The organism is Pantoea sp. GW821-FHT03E06 (assembly GCF_059420725.1).
In genome coordinates this window covers 363696-382443 of sequence record NZ_JBWKUG010000002.1, presented here as the reverse complement: position 1 = coordinate 382443, position 18748 = coordinate 363696, and the positions used below count along the sequence as shown (strand labels likewise).

Here is an 18748-nt window from a genome sequence, read left to right as displayed (position 1 = left end):
GAATATATTTGCATGTGGTTACATTTGCCGGTGTTAAAAATGTTGTCATGAATGGCGGCCTGACAAAAAACGGTAAAGCGCTTCTGACAGCCGCATTCATGGCAACCCGACTAAGGGTGGCGTTAGAAAAATTAAAACTCGCGCTGTCCGCCCAACTCAATCACCCGATTCGGCGGGATATTAAACTGCTCATGCGCGCGCAGCGCATTACGCTGGCAGAAATGGAAGATACCGCCTTTCACCCGCATCAGACCTTTTCTTTTTTTCATCACCAGGGTGTCATGTGAGGTAAAGAAGGAGGCTTCATTCACGGTACAGCCAAATCCTTCCAGCCCACACAGATGCAGAATTTCAGCCATTGACGGCGTTTCGCGCCAACCATAAGTGGCGGTGACTTGCCAGAATGAAGGGGACAGCTGGGAGATGCTCAGGCGCTTTTGATTATAAACGCGCGGTATATCAGCGGTGCGGATGTGTAGCAGCACCACGCGTTTATGTAATACGCGGTTATGTTTGAGGTTATGCAGCAGCGCCTGCGGAATTTCGTGCTGTTTCCGCGCCAGAAAAATCGCCGTGCCCGCCACGCGACTGGGCGGATTGGTTTCCAGCGATCTGACCAATGCTTGCAAGCTTTCTGGATCGTTATTCAATCGGCGAATTAAACGATTACGCTCGCTGCTCCAAATCAGCATGAGTCCCATCATACTGAGCGCCAGCAACACGGGCACCCAACCGCCAGAGAACAATTTCATCAGATTGGCGCTAAATAGCGGTACATCAATGCTGAGCATACACAGCAGGAAAATGAGAGCGACCGGTAACGGCCACTTCCAGTTACGCAGCGCGACGACGCCTGCCAGGCAGGCGGTAATCACCATTGTTCCGGTGACGACGATGCCGTAAGCGGAAGAGAGCGCCGAAGACTGGCGGAAGGCCAAAACAATCACCGTTACGGCAACAAACAGCAGCCAGTTCACCACGGGAATATAGATCTGTCCGGATTCGGTATGTGACGTAAAGATAATGCGCATCGGCGGCAGGAAGCCCTGACGTATCGCCTGATGCGTCAGGGTATATACCCCGGAAATCACGGATTGTGCGGCAATCACCGTTGCCATTGTCGAAAGCACAATCAGCGGAATTTGCCCCCAGGCAGGTGCGAGGTTAAAAAACGGGTTATTAATAGCCTGCGGATTGGCAATCACTAATGCACCCTGACCAAAATAGTTAAGTACCAGCGCAGGCATGGCGATGACCAGCCAGGCCATGCGAATCGGTGTTTTACCCAAGTGTCCCATATCTGCATACAGCGCTTCTGCACCGGTTACCGCCAGAACTACCATGCCGAGCGCGGCAAACGAGAGCGCTTTATGGCTCAGTAAAAACGTCAGTGCGTAGGAAGGATTGAGCGCGTAGAGCACGTCAGGGTTGAGTGCGATACCGCGAATACCTAGCAGGGCGATTGAAACAAACCAGACAAACATCACCGGCCCGAATACTTTACTGACCTTCTCCGTTCCGTGCCGTTGAATGATAAACAGTAGGGTAAGAATCACTACCGCCAGCGGTACCACATATTTATCCAACTCTGGGGAAACCACTTCAATCCCTTCAATCGCCGATAGCACCGAAATTGCCGGCGTAATAACGCCATCGCCATAAAAGAACGCGCCGCCAATTAAGCCCGCCAGCACAATGATGTGACCCGCTTTTTCTCCAACGTGCTGGCGCGCCAGCGACATCAACGTCAGAACGCCGCCTTCGCCATCGTGATCGGCTCGCATGACAAAACAAACATATTTCAGGGTGACGATGAGCGTCAGCGCCCAGAAAATCAGCGAAAGAAAGCCCATCACCGCCGTGGTTGATATGCCGCCATCGGGCAGAATGGAGAGGCACTCTTTGAGGGTATAAAGTGGGCTGGTACCGATATCGCCAAACACAATGCCCGCTGCGGCTAGCATCCCTGCCGGTAGGGACTGTTTTTCGTTCTGACTCATAGATTTCCTGTAGGTATCAGGTTTGAGACTCATGATGGCGAACATACCCGTTTGCTACGCGGGCGAACAGAGTAAGGCGAATTTATGAACACCATTTTTACGCCAATCGCCGATATTTTTACGGCATTTTTATATTGCTGCCTGGTTTATGATCTGAGCGTAGTTGATTAATCGTTTTAACAGTGAGAGAGGAAAGCAAATGTGAAGAGAAAGAGGGGCTTGATGTTGAGATAGCCGCGCAAAAAAATGCGTTGCGCGGCTTTATTTTGCCGGGTATTACCAGCCTTTAATAATATCGCCTTTATAGATTTCGTTCGCTTTATCCAGCACTTCCTGCGACTGGAAGGCCTGTTTCAACTTCTGCACGTTGGCGCTGTCTTTATTGTCTTCACGCGCCACGATGGCATTGACGTACGGTGAGGCTTTGCCTTCCATAAACATCCCATCACGCGAAGCAGAGAGATTCACCAGGGCAGCAAAGTTGTTGTTGATGATGGAAATATAAACCTGTGGGTCATCCAGGGTGCGCGCTAGCTGCGGCGTATCAACTTCCACAATTTTCAGCTTTTTAGGATTGTCAGTGATATCCAGCGTGGTGGGCAGCAGACCCGCTTCTGGTTTTACTTTAATTAGGCCTTGCGCCTGTAACAGCAGCAGACTGCGGCCCAGCGTGGTCGCTTCATTAGAGATAGTTACAGTGGCACCGATGGGTAACTCATTAAGCGATTTTATCTTGCGGGAATAACCCGCAATCGGGAATACAAAGGTGTTGGTTACTACGGCGAAGTGGTAACCGCGCTCTTTTGATTGCATCTCCAGATAGGGCAGGCTCTGAAACGCATTGGCGTCAACATCTTTGTTATACAGCGCTTCGTTTGGCTGTACATAGTCATTGAAGGCGACAACATCAACATCCAGCTGATATTTGTCGTGCGCAACTTGCTTCACTGTGTCCCATAACGCTTGGTCTGGCCCGGTATTTATGGCCACTTTGATGTGGTTTTCATCGTTTTTATTACAGCCACTCAACAGTGCAACGGAAGCAGCCAGCAGAGTTGTGAGTATTATTTTCTTCATTGCGCAGGTCCCCTCTTAACGTAGGAAACGGACTATAATGGATATCTAGACGTCTGTACATCCATTGGTGAGCCGTTCGCCTGGAATTCGTTCAGGGGCCGCTACTTTTGCAAACAGGCGATGTATTTCTCGCCCGAATGCAGAACTTTTTTCTGCGCTTCGGTCAAAATTTCACGATGCTCAAATGCGCCGTAAAGTTGCTCAAATTTTAACGGTGAAAGCCGAAGCATAATGTCGCTCACCGTCGAGGCAGAGAGTGGCAGCATATTTGGGTAGCTCCACATAAATGACACGGCATTAGCGCCAGGCGTGACTTGCAATATATCGCCGCTTAAAAGTAAGCCGTCATTGTGCGAATGATGCAACACACAACCCCCGGCAAAATGGCCGCCAAGACGAATCAGCTTCACTGCAGGTAAAATTTCCTGTTCGTCACCGTGCCAAAGCTGAATATGGGAACTGGAGCGCATAATCCATTCACGATCGCTGGCATGGAGGTAAATCGGCGCGTTAAAGGCGGCAGCCCAATCCTGCATGGTGCTGTAATAATGCGGGTGTGAAATAGCGATGGCGTGAATACCGCCAAGCGCGCTGATAATGGCTTTCGTGGCGTTATCCAGATTAGCGATGCAATCCCAAAGAATATTTCCCTGAGATGTTCGCAGCAGAAAGGCGCGTTGATTGATGGCAAAGCCAGGCACCGTCTGCAAGCTAAAGAGTGTGGCGGTGTGCTGCTGCCATTTATTGCTGTGAGTGACGAGCAGGCGTTCCAGCGGCATCCATTTTTGCCCGGTTGCCGGCACGTATTGCCGATCATCGTCACATATTGCGCAGCGTTTGATTTCTTCACGTTGCTCGTCGTAAGACGTGCCGCATGCAGTGCAGACTTTAATCATGCTCGACTCCTGACCATAAATGAAACATGCTTATTACTGCGGCTGAAGCTGGTAAATCCATGCCGAGAGCGGCTGTCCATCAAGGGTGATCACGTCGACTTCAACGCGATCGTAGCCATCTTCAAATTCATCAAGCATCGGCCAATGTGACGCCAGCCGATCGGACATAAACACATAACCCTGCACGCGTGGCCCGTCGTGCTGCAAAACAATGCCGGGAAAATCCGCTGCAGCGCCCCAGCCACGCGCGTAGTAGATGCCTGCAACCGATCCCGCCAGCCATTCGCCGCCGATATTTTCCAGAATATGGGCATTGGAGTGGCCTGGTTGTAACGTACCGTAAACAAATAAACGTTCCATTTTCCCTCGTAAAATCAAGCAAAAGCGGCACTTTACTCTGCCGCAGGGATGATGTCATCCCCGGCATGCAGACCGCCCGATATGTGATGTGCGTACTATTGAAAATCGCTATTCTGAACCACCCGCCTGGTGAGGTAAAAGATCAATGATGAATAGTTCGAGCATTGCCCGCTGCACGATAAAAAGCTATCCACAATCCGCACAATTTGATGGCAAGAGATTTAATAATGGCATTCCACGCCAGCAGCTGGGATTGGCCGAATATGCCAAACTTATCTGGGACTTTACGTTTAACAAACCTAAAAATACGGTTCCCGAGCATGCATTACCGCTTATCCCTCTTAGCGCGCAGCAGCTGCTTCTCGCACCGGATAAGCGTGTATATCGGCTTGGACACTCTTCATTATTGTTTAAAATACAGGGCAAATTTTGGCTGACCGATCCGGTATTTACCCAGCGTGCGTCACCGTTTCGCCGATTAGGTCCCAAACGCTTTCAGCCGGCACCTATTTCACTCGACGCGCTGCCGCCCATCGAAGGGATTATTCTCTCGCACGATCATTATGATCATCTCGATTATCACAGCATCATGCAGCTCAAAGATCGGGTGCGATATTTCCTGACTCCGCTCGGTGTTGGCGACTTGATTACATCCTGGGGCGTTGCGCCGGAGAAAATTACGCAGCTCGATTGGTGGGAATCCACAGATATTGGCGGCATTCAATTTGTCGCAACGCCTTCGCAGCACTTTTCCGGGCGAGGTTTATTTGACGGTAATAAACGCTTATGGTGCTCGTGGAGCATCATTAGCGATGAATTCCGCCTGTTCTTTGGTGGTGATTCCGGCTATTTCGACGGATTCAAACAGATCGGCCATAAGTTTGGCCCATTCGATATGGCATTTCTGGAAAATGGGGCTTATGACCGTCGCTGGGCCGATATTCACATGCTGCCGCAAGACACCATAAAAGCCTTTAAAGATCTGAACGCGAAATGGCTGTTTCCGATTCACAATGCCACCTTCGATCTGGCATTTCATCACTGGAACGATCCGCTGAATCAAATAGTCGCGCTGGCAAAAGAACATCAAATCAAACTCTGTATGCCGCAAATCGGGCAGGGCGTGCAATTTTTGCAGCCGCAGGAAGAAGCCTCCTGGTGGTAAAAAGCAGCATCCCAGCGCATGAGGCTGGGATGCTTTTTATCAATCGAGGGTTAATTCATCGTACAGGCTGCGTAAGCGGGTGCGCAAAAACAGTACCGCTTTATGCTTGCGCGACAATAAAGCCTGCACGCTGCTGCCGCTTTCTGCTGCCAGCTCATGGTAGCTATATCCGAGGAGTTCGGTTTTCTCGAATACCTCGCGCTGTAACGCTGGAAGCTCAGCGAGCGCTTCCTCCAGCTCTTCCCACAGCAACGCTTTTAAATATTCATCTTCTGGCGTTTGCGGCACCCCAAATAAGGTTTCCGCCAGCTCATCCTCAGGAAATTCACCCTCTTCGTCACCGCCGAAGACGTTCGAAAGAGGCTGTTCGGTCTTTTTACGCGCGCGGTCGGTCATTTCATTGCGCGCCGCGCGAAACAGCCAGGCGGCGACGTTCTCCACCGGCTGCTCTACCTGCATCAGCTTATAGGTGACTTCCTGCAAGATATCATCAGCATCTTCACGCACCGCCGTTCGACCGCGAATAAACGCCTTCAGCTTTGTGCGACAGGCGTTGATTGCTGACATTAGCAGTGAATCCTGCGGCATCACGATTACTCGGAATCGCTGGGTTTGGACGCGTTGCTATCGGGCTGCGGGCGAGAATCGTTTCTTTCGTCACGACGACCACCGTGCCAGTCGCAGCGATCGCGGTGGCCGCGATGACCAAAACGATTACGGCGATGCTGCATAAACTCTTCGCGCTGTTCCGGTGTCATTTGCATCCAGCGTTCATGCATACGGCGGCGTGCCATACCAAACATCCCTGGGCGGAAACCCAACCCCCCAAACAGAATGCGGCAAAGCGCTAACAGCCCCAACGCCTGCCAGAAACCGATGCTTTTCACGCCGACGATGCCCGGCAGTAACGCATTCCAAAGCGACATCACCAGCAATCCGAGTACGGCAACAATAACGGCACCGATGATCAGCGGTTTTGCCATGCGGTGACCACCAAAATGGTGGCCGTGATCGCGTCTGTGCATATCAAAATCTCTCATTGCTCTTTCCTCATTACATTATTAGATAACGGCTTGTGATGAGGTAGACGAATGAGCGGCAGAAATATTGCTGATTATTTGAAAAATATTCAGCCAGCGGTTTTCAGCGGTCTGCATTCACGCCAGAAAGCATAGCTACAAACCAGGATGATCAGCGTGGAGGTCAAGGTGCGAGACGTCCAGTACAACTTCACGATCTGTTGTGTGATCATCTGCGCTAGTCCAGCAGAATAAGGTGGGGCGCTGGTGATATTGGCGGTGATCATCCACAATATTGTCACCACGAAACAGCTGCCAATCAGCCAGGCAATAAAGGGCAACGTCAGCGCAAAACCCCAGGTGAAATGGGCTTTACGCGTTAGCCAGACAAAACAGGCGAGAGGAATGCATGCCGGGACGATATTGGCGCTATAGGTCACGACCAGCTGCCAGATCGGAACATCGTATTGTTGCAGTACTTGCCACGATAAGACGATCTCGGCAAGCAACGTCCGGTACAGTAATAAAAAACAAACCACACCCCACACCAGTGCCGCTCTCAGTTTTGTGTTCATCAGCTAACTAATCCTTAGTTATCAAAGATGCCACTTTACCTTCACACCCCCGGCGCTGGGAATGCGTTAAGCCACACATTCAGGCAATGTTCACTCAATGGCTGTTAACGCCTGGCCTTATCCCGGCGCGGGCGTATTACGATGTCGGCGATTTGCGTGTCTTCCGGACTATCAACAATAAATCTGACGGCACGCGCAACAGAAGAGGCCTCAAGATATTCCCGTGGATTGATGGGGGCATGGTTACCGGCACGTTGGCGCGAGGCTTGATTCATCGGCGTATCGGTGGGGCCTGGCGCGATCGTCGCCACGCGCACGCCATGCTCGCTCTCTTCCGTCCGCAGCGCATGCGCCAGTGCCGTGAGCGCAAATTTCGAGGCGGAATAAACTACATGGCCTGCCAGCGCCAGCGTGCCCGAGCCGGAGTTAATAAACACCACCTTACCCTGAGATGCGCGCAGAGCAGGCAACGCTAAGCGCGTCAGTTCAGCCGGTGCAATGACGTTGATACTCAAATGCTGCTGCCACAGTTCTGGCGTGGCCGAGTAAGTGGTGCTGAGCACCGAGATCGCCGCAGAATGTACCAGCACATCGACACGCGCGAGAGAAGCCGTAAACGCGGCTACGGCGGCGTAATCCGTGATATCCAATGCTACCGGTATTACATTTGCCACCTTTTCCAGTGCCTGAAGCGTTTGCGGGTTGCGCCCAATCGCGTAAACCTGGTGATCGGTCGCCAGTAATTTTACCGTTTCCAATCCAATGCCGCTGTTGCCACCCGTCACAATGGCAACGGGTAATGTTGATGCCGTCATCTATTCTCTCTCCTGGTAAAAGCCTTCACCCTATGGAAAAGAGAATAGTGTGGCAAATGCCGAAATTAACTATCTATAGACGATACGCCCTGGCACCGAAGCGACTGGGTCAGATGGATTATCACCTGGTGATGTCGCGCGTCGTCGCACAAGGTGATTTCATCTCCCGCGCAGAGCTCACCATCCAGCCACATTTGATGGGCACCCTCGGCACGCACAATATCAATCTCATACGTTGCCTCGCCTTCGCGATAGGTGACCTTCGCGCCTGGCCACGCGGTTGGCAGTCGCGGACGTAATTGCAATTGCTTGCCGTGTCGGATGATGCCCAGCAGGCTCTCAATTATTAGCTGATAGGCCCAGCCAGCCGAGCCGGTATACCAGGTCCAGCCGCCGCGCCCTTCGTGGTTCTCTGCGCTGTAGACATCCGCCGCCATCACATAAGGCTCAACTTTGTAGGTTTCAACGTCAGCCGGCGTGAGGCTGTGATTGATAGGATTAACCAGCGCCAGCAGTGACCAGGCGCGGTCAACGTGGCCCATTTCGGCAAAGGCCATAATCGCCCAAAGTGCCGCATGCGTATATTGCCCGCCATTTTCACGCGTGCCCGGCAAATAACCGCGGATATAACCGGGATTCGGCCCTTCACCGTTAAACGGCGGCGTTAGCAGCTTAATCAGCCCGTTATCGTTATCGACTAACTGCTGGTGCAGCGCCTGCATCGCTGATTCACATTTGTCCGGATCGCCAGCGCCGGAAAGCACCGACCAACTTTGGGCGATGGCATCAATGCGACATTCGTTATTGAGATGCGATCCCAGCGTTTCGCCGCTGTCAAAATAACCGCGCAGGAACCACTCGCCATCCCAGGCAACGTTATTAAGCGCTGTTTTCAGGCTATCGGCCTGAGACAGGCACAGCGTAGCAGCATCGGTTTTCCCTAGTCGGTGCGAGAGGGCTGCAAAACGGGTAAGCACGCTATAGAGGAAAAAGCCCAGCCAGACGCTCTCTCCCCGCCCGGCAATGCCCACCGCGCTCATGCCATCATTCCAGTCACCGGATCCGATGAGCGGCAGGCCATGCTCGCCGAAAGTCAAGGCATGTTTGATTGCGCGTAAGGCGTGCTCCCATAGGTTTTCGTGTATCTGACTCACGCCGGGAAGGCTATATACCGATTCCTGTTCCGGCAGCAGCAGCGCTGCTTCCAGATACGGTACCTGCTGCTCTAACAAGGTAAGATCGTCTGTCGCCGTTACGTAATGGCACAGCGCATAAGGTAGCCATAGATAATCATCTGAGCAGCGCGTTCTGACGCCACGTCCTGTCGGCGGATGCCACCAGTGTTGGACATCCCCCTCAAGAAACTGACGAGATGCGCAGAGCTGTAGCTGCTCACGCAGCAACTGCGGCGCGGCATGGGTGAGGGCAAGCGTATCCTGCAGCTGATCGCGAAAACCGAATGCTCCACCCGACTGGTAGTAACCGCTGCGTGCCAGCAAGCGACTGGCTAGGGTTTGATAGAGCAACCAGCGATTTGCCAGTAAATTCACAGCACGATCGGGCGTTTGCACCTCGATTTTGTTCAACACGTCTTGCCACTGGTTTTTTACCTGCTCAAGTTCAGCCTCCGTTGCTTCAAGAGGCAGGAAGCGCTGCATAAGCGTCAGCGCCGCGTCGGTATCTTCCGCTGCGCCCAACACAAAGACGAAGGTACGCGTATCGCCATCGATCAGGGTTGTCAGCGTTTGCAAGGTGGCACAAGGATCATAACCTGCTCCGGTATTGCCCGATAATCCACGCGCTTGCATCATCGCCGGTTTGCGCATCGATCCGTTGCGGCCAAGGCATTCAAGTCGATTGCCGCTGAAGGTAATCTGGTTGCCTGATGCGGCAAAAAAGGTGGTTCGGGCCGACCCTGCGCTGTTATAGCGATTGATCGCCAGAATGGCGCTGCCGGCTTCCACCATGGCCGATGAGGTCTGAACATGCGGGGCAGATTGACTCATCAACTCGCCCAGCACCCATTCGACATAACCGGTGATCGACATATACCGCGTTCTGCCTGAGAGATTACTCAGCGTGACGAGCGTAATCTTCGCGGCCTCTTCTCTTGCCACAAAGGTGGTTACGCTACTGCTTATCCCCCGTTCCTGATGCACAAAACGGCTGTAACCCATGCCATGCTGCGTCACATAGGCGCCTTTACCGCGCATCGGCAGCGGCAGCGGCGACCACACATCACCGTTCTCTTCATCGCGCAGATAAAAGGCTTCTCCGGAGGTATCGCTTACCGGGTCGTTTTGCCACGGGGTTAACCGATATTCATGGGCATTTTCATACCATGTGTACGCTTGCCCACTTTCCGAGACGACGCTGCCAAACTGTTTATTGGCCAGTACGTTACACCAGGGGGCCGGCGTCTGGTGGTTTTCCGGTAAATGAATGTGGTATTCGTTACCCTCTGCGGTGTAGCCACCGGTGCCATTGAACATCTGCAACGCTGCCGATGACGGCGGCAGAACGGCGGCCGGTGCGGAATGTTTGTGTGGCAAGAAGTGAGCGGATGCTGGGGTAGGCTGCGGTTTAAGCAGCACCGTAAGCTGGTCGGCTAAACTGCCGTTTCGCCCCTCAAGCACCACGGCGGCCACGCTGATTAAGAGCGTGATGTCCTCGCTCGCCAGATGCTCGCTTTGGCGGATGAAGACGCCGCCGGGCTTGTCAACAAGCTGTTGCGTTTCAGCGGATGCCATCATTGTTAGTAATTGATTTTGCAGGAGTTGCTGGTAACCACCGTGTTCGCCGTTGATGATCACTAAATCAGTTACCAGGCCTTTTTGCCGCCAGTATTGATGCGCCTTGATCAAATTACTCACCAGGCTGAGTTGCGTACCGTTTTCGATGCGCACCAGCACGATGGGAAGATCGCCCGACAGCGAATGACGCCACAACGATGACTGTCCCAAACGATTCTGCTGCAGGTATTGGCTGTCGCCGCGCATTTCCGGGCTGGCAAAGATCACCGCACTGGCGAGTTGATTGTACAAACTGGCATCTTCGGCAGTGATATTGAGCTGGCGTAGCGCCACCTGACTATGGGACGAGGCCATTTCAAAGACCCGATTGGCATAGACGTTATTGCGATACTTCTCCAGCAACGCCAAACAGGCGGCGCGCTGCGACGTCACGCCGTAGATCAGATCCAGCGTGATGGATTTCCCCGGCTTGAGCTGTATTTTTTGCCGAATCGAGAGCAAAGGATCCAGCACCGCGCCAGCGCTGCCCGAGAGGACGCCGTCGGGTGCTAATGCCTGAGGATTGGCAGCGCTGTTGCCGCGTCCGATAAACTGCGCGCGATCCGTTTCAAAACTGGTGGCGCGCTCGCTCGCGCCGTGAATCAGCAGGGCGTGGAACATCCAGACCGGTTCGGTCTTCTCTTCGCGCGGACGACGATGGGTCAAAATGGCTTCCAGCTCGGCCACGATTTCGGTCTGCACAAACAGGTTACTGAACGCGGGATGCGCCATATCACTGGCGGCCGGAGCCAGCACCACTTCCGCATAACTGGTGATATCAATATCACGCGGTTGCCGCGAGTGGTTGGTAAGGATGACCCGCCGAATTTCCACGTCGTCTTCCGGTGAGACCACAATATGCGTATGGGTGCTCAGCGTCTCATTGCGGGCTTCAAATTCTGCCGCAGCATCACTGAAGCGCGCAATATATTGCGGCTCTCCGTTGCAGGTCGGCTGAAACGTAGGGCTGATGACCTCGCCTGTCTGACGATCGCGGATATAACAGAAAATACCATGCTGGTTACACGTGCCATCCGCACGCCAGCGTGTCAGCGACAATCCTTTCCATAAACTGTAGCCCGCGCCGGATTGCGTGACTAAAACATGGTAATTGGCATTAGATAGCAGCTGCAGCTGCGGCAGATGCCCCGCTGATCCGCTGAATTCGCGTAATCTGGCCAGATCCGAGCGAGGCGCTTTATCCACCACCTCAGCAAACTGCCGGCGTGGCGTATACAGCTCGATATCGTCTGGCACGCGCTCCTGCAACAGTAAGTAGGATGACTGGAAGCGGGCGGTAGACATAAAACGCGTCACCATCGGCGCATCAAACAGCAGGTGCGAGATCGCCAGAAAACCCATTGCCTGGTGATGGGCCATATAGGTTTTAACGGCAACAAATTGCTGACCGCGCGCCAGCCGATGGGCGGTGAAATCAAGCGCCTCATAGAAGCCATACTTGCCGCAGGCCCCCATTTTTTTCAGCTTCATCAGGTTCTCAGTCGCAGGATGCGGCAGAACCATCAGCGCTAATAGCGTGGCGTAGGGAGCGACCACGTGGTCATCGCCGAGGCCGCGCTTCAGGCCGAGCTCGGGGGTGCCAAACGCTTTATATTGATAGTTTTGACTGTCATCAAAGGCGGCATAGGCCGACTCTGATACGCCCCAGGGAATGTGCGCAGCTTCACCTGACGCTATCTGCTGTCTTACCGCTGCTAAGGCCATTTTTTCCAGCAAGGTATCGGGATACACCGGCATCACCAGATGTGGCATCAGATACTCAAACATCGAGCCGCTCCACGACATCACGGCGGGTTTATTGGCGAGCTGCGTAAATAATCGCCCCAGAACAAACCAGCTTTTTACCGGTAGTTGGTTTGCGGAGATGGCGAAGTAGTGCGTCAGTCGCACCTCGGATGGGAAGAGATCGTAAGCGCCTTTATCCATTAGTCCGCTATCGAGGTTATAGCCGACGCTGAGCAATGAGGTGGCGGGAAGGTAGAGGAAACGAAAATCCATTTTGGCATGGTTTTCCAGCCGTCCTTCCAGCTCCAGCAGGGTTGCCATACGTTCGCGAGCGGCCCAGATCACCGGTTCGGATTGGTTTAGGGGAAGATCGGGATAGTGAACATGTAATTCCACCAGCCACAGCAACGAAGGCAGCTCTTTCGGAAGCGTATGCTGCGGTGTCAGCCAGCTGAAAAACAGCGTCCACTCTTCCTGAAACTCGATAAGCTGCCGGATGAACAGTTCAAACCATTTAACCTGCTGCTGAGGAAAGACTATCTCCGCCAGTACCCTCTCGCTCAGGCCAATCAGCGCTGAGGTGCGTTTTGCTATCGCTGCGGGCTGCGCCTGCTGTAATCCAGCAAATTCTGCCGTTAACGCTTCCCAATGATGATTTCGCTCGGCCCCCATTTGCTTTTCAGCCAGCAGAAAGGTGTCTTGCAGACCGGCCATAATCACAGGCAGCGCCAGCAGCGGCTGATGTTTCCATTGCGCGAGGCCTGACTGCAGCGTGATCAGATGCGCGGCGAGATTGCCGCTGTCGACAGTGGAAATGTAGCGCGGATGCAAAGGCTGCAGCGTGTAAGTGTCATACCAGTTGTAGAGGTGTCCGCGAAAATGCTCCATGCGGTCGAGGCTATCCAGCGTGGCGAGCGTGCGGTTAATCACCTGTTTTTGCGTCACGTAACCAAAATCCCACGCGGTTAAATTGGCCAGCAGCGACAGGCCAATGTTAGTGGGAGAGGTACGATGCGCAACCGTGGGTTGCAACACTTCCTGAAAGTTGTCAGGCGGCAGATGATGGTGTTCAGCCGTGACGAAATCATCAAACCAGGCCCAGGTATGTCGCGCGGTCTGACGTAAAAATTGTTGCTGTTCGAAGGAGAGTCGTTTCTGACGGGGAGCTGCCGGTTTACTCAGGTGCCACAATAAGCCGGGCGCAGCCGCCCACAGCAACGCGATAGGCATCGCCATTGGCAGCAACATCGGATTGATCAAACCTGTTAAAAGTGACAGTGCAACGCCCGCCATGGGATTGATCCACATGGCGCGATAGAAATGACCTAACCCGGGGGCTTGCCCAGCATGACCGGCTGCAACACTCTTCCACTCATGCAGAAACTGCCCGGTAACGTTCAAGCGCCACAGGGTGACAACGATCGCCTTCAGTGACCAGTAACTTTCATGCGGCAAGGCAGCCAGCAGCAGTGCGGCTCGACTCAGGCGGGTCAGCGCATCTGCCGATAAGATATACAGATGATGTTGCCAGGCGCGCTTCTTACTTTTTCTCATGCCCTCAATCCCCAGCGCGAGTAGCCCTGGCAGCAGAAGGTAGAGAACAATACAGCCCAACCAAAAAATTGGATTCGCGACGTAGGTAAACGTCAGGAATATCAGCATTAACAAGGCCGGTGCCACTACGCTGCGCCGCAAATTGTCGAACAGCTTCCAGCGCGACAGCGCGCTCAACGGATTGGCCTGATGACTACCATCTGCCAGGCGTACGCGTAGCCGGAGCCAGTTCAGCAGCTGCCAGTCACCGCGAACCCAGCGAAAACGGCGAGCAACATCACTCAGATAGTTATCGGGATAGTGCTCATAGAGCACCACGTTGCTGACCACGCCGGACCGGGCATAACAGCCTTCAAGCAGATCGTGGCTAAGCACCAGGTTTTCCGGGCAGGTGTTACGCGTAGCGCGCGTGAACGCAGCGACATCGTAAATTCCTTTGCCGACGAACGAGCCTTCGCCAAACAAATCCTGATAGATATCAGATGACATAGAGGAATAGGCATCGTTGCCCGGCACGCTGCTGGAGAGCCGTGCGTAAATGCCTTGCCCAAACGGCGGGATCTCTTCAGCCAGACGCGGCTGGAGAATGGCGTAGCCTTCAACAACGCGGTTAAGGCGATCGTCAAACACGGGTGCATTAAGCGGATGCGCCATAATGCCGATTAACTTATGTGCGGTTTCCCGCGGCAGGATGGTGTCACTGTCGAGGGTAATAACGTATTTGACCTGGCGCATTTGCGCATGCGTGGCACCCACGGTGACGTTGAACATCTCCTCTTCACCCTGTAACCAACGGTTCAGCGCATGGAGCTTGCCGCGCTTGCGCTCGTACCCCATCCAAACGCCCTGAGAGGGATTGTGCACGCGGTTGCGATGCAGCAGAGAAAACAGCACATCATTTTGCGTCTTGCTGCTATAGCGTCGATTGAGCGCTTCAATTTTCAGTACCGCATAGCCGATAATTTCATCGTCATTCGCCTGATGTTCAGCCTTGCTGTCGGTAAAATCAGCCAGCAGCGCAAACGTGATATTGGCTAACGCATTCCCGAGATAGCTGGTTTCCAATGACCGCAGTAGCGTATCGATCCCTTTTTGACTGCTAATCAGGCAGGGAATGACCACTAACGTCCGATCTTTATCAGGAACGGCGGCTTCAAAATTGAGCCGCGGTAGGGGAACAGGATGACGGGTGCGGGTGGTGACTTCGCTGAGTAACTGCATGGCGAGCTGGCTGCTAATCACTATCACGGCGGGCAGCAGCAGTAACCAGACTAGCGAAGACATGTTCGCATGGCGGGTAATCAGCAGCGTCTCGGCAGTAAACGCGGTGGTGAGCAAGGTGAGGCTACCTAACCAGGAGAGGAGCGGCGTCTGGCTAAGATGATGCCGCGCCTGGCTCAGCAACGAGCTGCGCGGCTGCAGCTGCTGCTCCAGTGTTGTCCGCCCCTTGTCTAGCAAAAAATAACCAATGTGCTGCTGCCGAATAGGTAATCCAGCCTGACGACTTAGCGCCAGCACCTGATTAGCGACGCTTAACTCATCAAATTGACTTTGCCGGGCGAGCTCTTCAATCACATGGCGATACTGATCGCGACTGTCAAAATGCATCTGTGAGTAAATGCCGCTGGGATCCTGCGCCAGCACTTGTTCAACCAAACTCAACGACTCTACCAAATCCTGCCAGTTAATTTCTCCCAGCTGGCGTAATCCTGAGATGCTATTGCTCACCGAGAGCTGGCTGAGCGACAGATGACGGTTAAATTGTTCAATGACATCCGCCGTGTTACGTCCGGTATTCAGCAGATGCTGTTCCACCCAGGTGAGCGCCAGCGAATGATTTTGTCCGTTGAGCTTGCGTGCCAGTTCAGCGACAAAGGCACCGGACAGTTGATCGTTTTTATGTGCCATTCGGGCGATAACCTGAATGACCTTGCTGGCATCTTTTGCAGAGTGGTGAATGATTTCATTAATCCATTCCTCCGCCTGGCCTCTTTCCTGATGGATGTCGGCTACTCCCACAGCAATGCGGGCGAGATTATCGATTAATGCAAAGCGCAGCATGGCAGGAAGCGCCCAAAGTTCGCCCATTAACAGTGGCGTAACTCTTTGATAGGCATGTATAAAGGTCGACAATACGCTGGATTCGAGCCGACCGTCGCTATGACTGATCATCTCGTCCGCAATCGCCTGGATACGCAAATAGTGAGCCGGTTCGGTTAATACGGGCAATCCCTGACCAAATTTTGCGGGCAGCAGATGCCGCACCATACGAATTTGTTCTTCGATAATATAAAAATTATCCAGCAGCCACTCCCCGGCAGGTGTCAGGTTACGTTCATCACCGGCACTCAAGATTTCCGCGCTTTTGATTAGCGCCTGCTCATTTTCTTTTAATCGTTGTAATAATTTATAGCTTCTTTTCGCGCTGGAAAGATGGTGCGTTTTTGCTAAACGCTCGCCGTAAATGTCCATTTGTTGCTCAGAAAAAACATCTGGCCGGTTCGCCTGGTAAATACCACTTTCATGTAAAAACTCAACGCTGCTGCCTGTCATTTCTGGCAGCACGCTACTGTTTAAGATCGACCCGGTGGGAATTTTATTTCTCATAATGGCATCACAAAAATCCGATGGATTAAAAAAGCCAGCACTATCAATAGGAAAATTGATGGTATAGGGAGGGCGAGGGAAATTAATTTACCTTTAATGAGTATAGCGCTAAATGGCGTTTGCGGTTGGTTTACACGGCAATCGCTTATTTAAAAATTATAAACAACGTAATGATAGACTTGGACCGGTTTTATCGGCTTGTCAAATGTTAGTTGCGGTGAAAAAAATAAGGTGTGTTAGAATGAGTTATCGGAAAAAGGAAATAAATCATGAGCTGGTTAAATCGATTTCTGGAAAGTTTGGGCCGCCGGGAGGTTAGTGCGCAGTGTCCGGTGTGCAAAAAGTTTTGCCCACAATCTTCACATAAACAATCCCACAGCCAGGCAATGCTGTGCCCACACTGTAAGTCCTTATTTGTTATGGATAAGTGAGCCTGCTGCCGCGTCTTTTTCTGTTAATCACTGAACTGATTCTGCTCACCTGTACAAGAAGAGCCACCTACCGTTTATCATTTGCCTGTCTAAAGCTGTAAAATAATTTACCTTTCATATTCCCAAAATGAACGCTGAGCTTCAGCCTGGTCTACATACTGAAAAGACATCGGATGTATTAATTTCTCATCACAATACCAAAGATTATTGATGCATTTAAAAATGTCACCTGTTTGAAATGTCTGATCATTGTCTAAGCGTATAACGGCATACTTTCCGTTGTTAAAGCTGACTTCATACAGAGAAATTAACCCTAATTCGGATAATGTGCGTTGATGAATGATCTGACAGCGCATTTCAGAGGGGGATGTTTTTTTCATGATACTTGCTCCACGTTGGCCTCTCTTAAGCCTGGCATTGCATGAAATAAAATGAATTATTTATTTAACGCTGCGCTTGTGTAATACGCGATGTCCACCATGATTAAGGCAGGATTAGGTTGCAGCCTAATAAATGGCCGCCGCTTCCCCGCCTTTTTTTATCAATACTCTACAACAAGGTAATATTATGACTATTAAAACGCTACATGATCTCTTCGTACATGATTTATCTGATATTTATAGTGCTGAAAAGCAGATTACCAAAGCGCTACCCAAAATGATTCGTGCGGCTACGGATGAAAATTTAGTTGCTGCATTTGAACTTCACCTTGAAGAAACGCGCGGACAAATTGATCGCATTGACCAGCTGGTTGAACTCACTGAAGGGGTTCGGATTAAACGAATGAAATGCCATGCGCTGGAAGGATTGGCTGAAGAGGCGCAGGAAATCATTGATGAAGTGGAAGCAGGACCGGTAAGAGATGCCGGATTGATTGGTGCGGCTCAAAAAGTTGAGCACTACGAGATTGCCACCTACGGTACGCTACGTGCCTTAGCGCTTAAACTTGATTATCAGGATGCGGCGAAGTTGCTGGGCGAAACGCTGGAAGAAGAGAAGGCGACTGACGAAAAACTTACCCTGATTGCTGAAGAGCAAGATTAACCGTTAGTGGAACAGGTTGCCAAGCGAGAAAACAATAAGCAGTAACCCCCCGCCAATATTAACGTATTTTTTCAGCACCACAGGGTCCGCCTTGCGGGCTGAAAAAATCAGCACATTACTCACCGAAATCAGCCATAAACTCATCACCGCAATATGGACCGACGCCAGCACCAGATAATGACTCACTTCACCGCTGCTTCCAGCAAACTGCGATACCACCGTCAGATAAAAGATCACCGCTTTGGGGTTTAGCACGTTAGCCAGCCAGGCCTCTTTTAACGTTACGGTCGAATTTTCACGCGTAAAATCAACGCGTTGCGATTTCCATCCGCTCAGTATCAGCTGCGTCCCTAACCAAAGCAGATAAACGGTTCCCGCTACTTTCAACATGCCAAACACACCGGGAGATGAAACCAGGATAGCGGTGAGGCCCAAGCCAATGAGCAGGGCATGCGTATAAATGCCTAGAGCAGTGCCCGCCAGCGTACGGATCAGACCACGACGTCCGCCCGCCAGCGCGCTGTTCATGGCCAGCGTGAAGCTTGCCCCAGGTGAGCATGCCACGGGAAGAAGCGCAGGAATAAAACCCAGTAGATTGATTTCCATAGTGTTTGCATAGTAAGTGAAGCATTACGCTGTTGCCACTGCTATCTGGAACCTGATGCAG

General features: G+C 52.2%; 14 protein-coding genes. 3 read left to right on the top strand and 11 right to left on the bottom strand.

The window, feature by feature from the left end; all coding sequences use genetic code 11:
• Positions 1 to 131: 131 nt before the first annotated feature.
• From kup to AC07WB_RS21260, 4 genes are all read right to left on the bottom strand, one after another.
• A complete protein-coding gene (gene kup, locus AC07WB_RS21275) occupies positions 132 to 2000 on the bottom strand; it encodes a low affinity potassium transporter Kup (RefSeq protein WP_494941270.1) in 1869 nt (622 codons plus the stop codon).
• A 276-nt stretch (positions 2001 to 2276) separates the two neighbouring features.
• On the bottom strand, positions 2277 to 3077 hold the full coding sequence (locus AC07WB_RS21270; protein ID WP_097097907.1) for a MetQ/NlpA family ABC transporter substrate-binding protein: 801 nt from the start codon (positions 3075 to 3077) through the stop codon (positions 2277 to 2279).
• A 101-nt stretch (positions 3078 to 3178) separates the two neighbouring features.
• Positions 3179 to 3973 (bottom strand): MBL fold metallo-hydrolase, encoded by a 795-nt coding sequence (locus AC07WB_RS21265; protein WP_097097906.1) that lies wholly within the window; start codon positions 3971 to 3973, stop codon positions 3179 to 3181.
• Between the two features lie 33 nt (positions 3974 to 4006).
• The gene (locus AC07WB_RS21260; RefSeq protein ID WP_097097905.1) at positions 4007 to 4333 is read right to left on the bottom strand and encodes a gamma-glutamylcyclotransferase family protein; all 327 of its coding nucleotides are present in this window, start codon (positions 4331 to 4333) and stop codon (positions 4007 to 4009) included.
• A 145-nt stretch (positions 4334 to 4478) separates the two neighbouring features.
• Between AC07WB_RS21260 and AC07WB_RS21255 the strand changes: the two genes are divergently transcribed.
• Positions 4479 to 5498, top strand: coding sequence for an MBL fold metallo-hydrolase (locus AC07WB_RS21255; protein WP_494941269.1), 1020 nt, complete (start codon positions 4479 to 4481; stop codon positions 5496 to 5498).
• Between the two features lie 39 nt (positions 5499 to 5537).
• On the opposite strand, the gene AC07WB_RS21250 is transcribed toward AC07WB_RS21255, so the two are convergent.
• The 5 genes from AC07WB_RS21250 to AC07WB_RS21230 all read right to left on the bottom strand — a co-directional run bounded on the left by AC07WB_RS21250 (position 5538) and on the right by AC07WB_RS21230 (position 16606).
• Positions 5538 to 6086: an RNA polymerase sigma factor gene (locus AC07WB_RS21250; RefSeq protein WP_097097903.1), complete on the bottom strand. Its 549-nt coding sequence runs from the start codon at positions 6084 to 6086 to the stop codon at positions 5538 to 5540.
• Positions 6087 to 6091: 5 nt separating this feature from the next.
• Positions 6092 to 6538, bottom strand: coding sequence for a hypothetical protein (locus AC07WB_RS21245; RefSeq protein WP_097097902.1), 447 nt, complete (start codon positions 6536 to 6538; stop codon positions 6092 to 6094).
• Positions 6539 to 6627: 89 nt separating this feature from the next.
• Positions 6628 to 7092, bottom strand: coding sequence for a hypothetical protein (locus AC07WB_RS21240; RefSeq protein WP_494941268.1), 465 nt, complete (start codon positions 7090 to 7092; stop codon positions 6628 to 6630).
• Positions 7093 to 7196: 104 nt separating this feature from the next.
• Positions 7197 to 7907 (bottom strand): SDR family oxidoreductase, encoded by a 711-nt coding sequence (locus AC07WB_RS21235; RefSeq protein ID WP_494941267.1) that lies wholly within the window; start codon positions 7905 to 7907, stop codon positions 7197 to 7199.
• Between the two features lie 65 nt (positions 7908 to 7972).
• Positions 7973 to 16606 (bottom strand): glycoside hydrolase family 94 protein, encoded by an 8634-nt coding sequence (locus AC07WB_RS21230; RefSeq protein ID WP_494941266.1) that lies wholly within the window; start codon positions 16604 to 16606, stop codon positions 7973 to 7975.
• Positions 16607 to 16875: 269 nt separating this feature from the next.
• Between AC07WB_RS21230 and AC07WB_RS21225 the strand changes: the two genes are divergently transcribed.
• On the top strand, positions 16876 to 17037 hold the full coding sequence (locus AC07WB_RS21225) for a YnfU family zinc-binding protein (protein ID WP_494941265.1): 162 nt from the start codon (positions 16876 to 16878) through the stop codon (positions 17035 to 17037).
• A gap of 107 nt (positions 17038 to 17144) precedes the next feature.
• Here AC07WB_RS21225 and AC07WB_RS21220 read toward each other — a convergent pair whose 3' ends face one another.
• Positions 17145 to 17417, bottom strand: coding sequence for a hypothetical protein (locus tag AC07WB_RS21220; protein WP_494941264.1), 273 nt, complete (start codon positions 17415 to 17417; stop codon positions 17145 to 17147).
• Between the two features lie 187 nt (positions 17418 to 17604).
• Here AC07WB_RS21220 and AC07WB_RS21215 point away from each other — a divergent pair, with 187 nt between their 5' ends.
• Complete coding sequence (locus tag AC07WB_RS21215; RefSeq protein WP_400457742.1) at positions 17605 to 18081, top strand: YciE/YciF ferroxidase family protein; 477 nt, start codon at positions 17605 to 17607, stop codon at positions 18079 to 18081.
• Between the two features lie 3 nt (positions 18082 to 18084).
• Here the strand turns inward: AC07WB_RS21215 and AC07WB_RS21210 are convergent, their stop codons facing one another.
• Positions 18085 to 18687, bottom strand: a complete 603-nt coding sequence (locus tag AC07WB_RS21210) for a LysE family translocator (protein WP_494941263.1) — start codon at positions 18685 to 18687, stop codon at positions 18085 to 18087.
• Between the last annotated feature and the right edge of the window lie 61 nt (positions 18688 to 18748).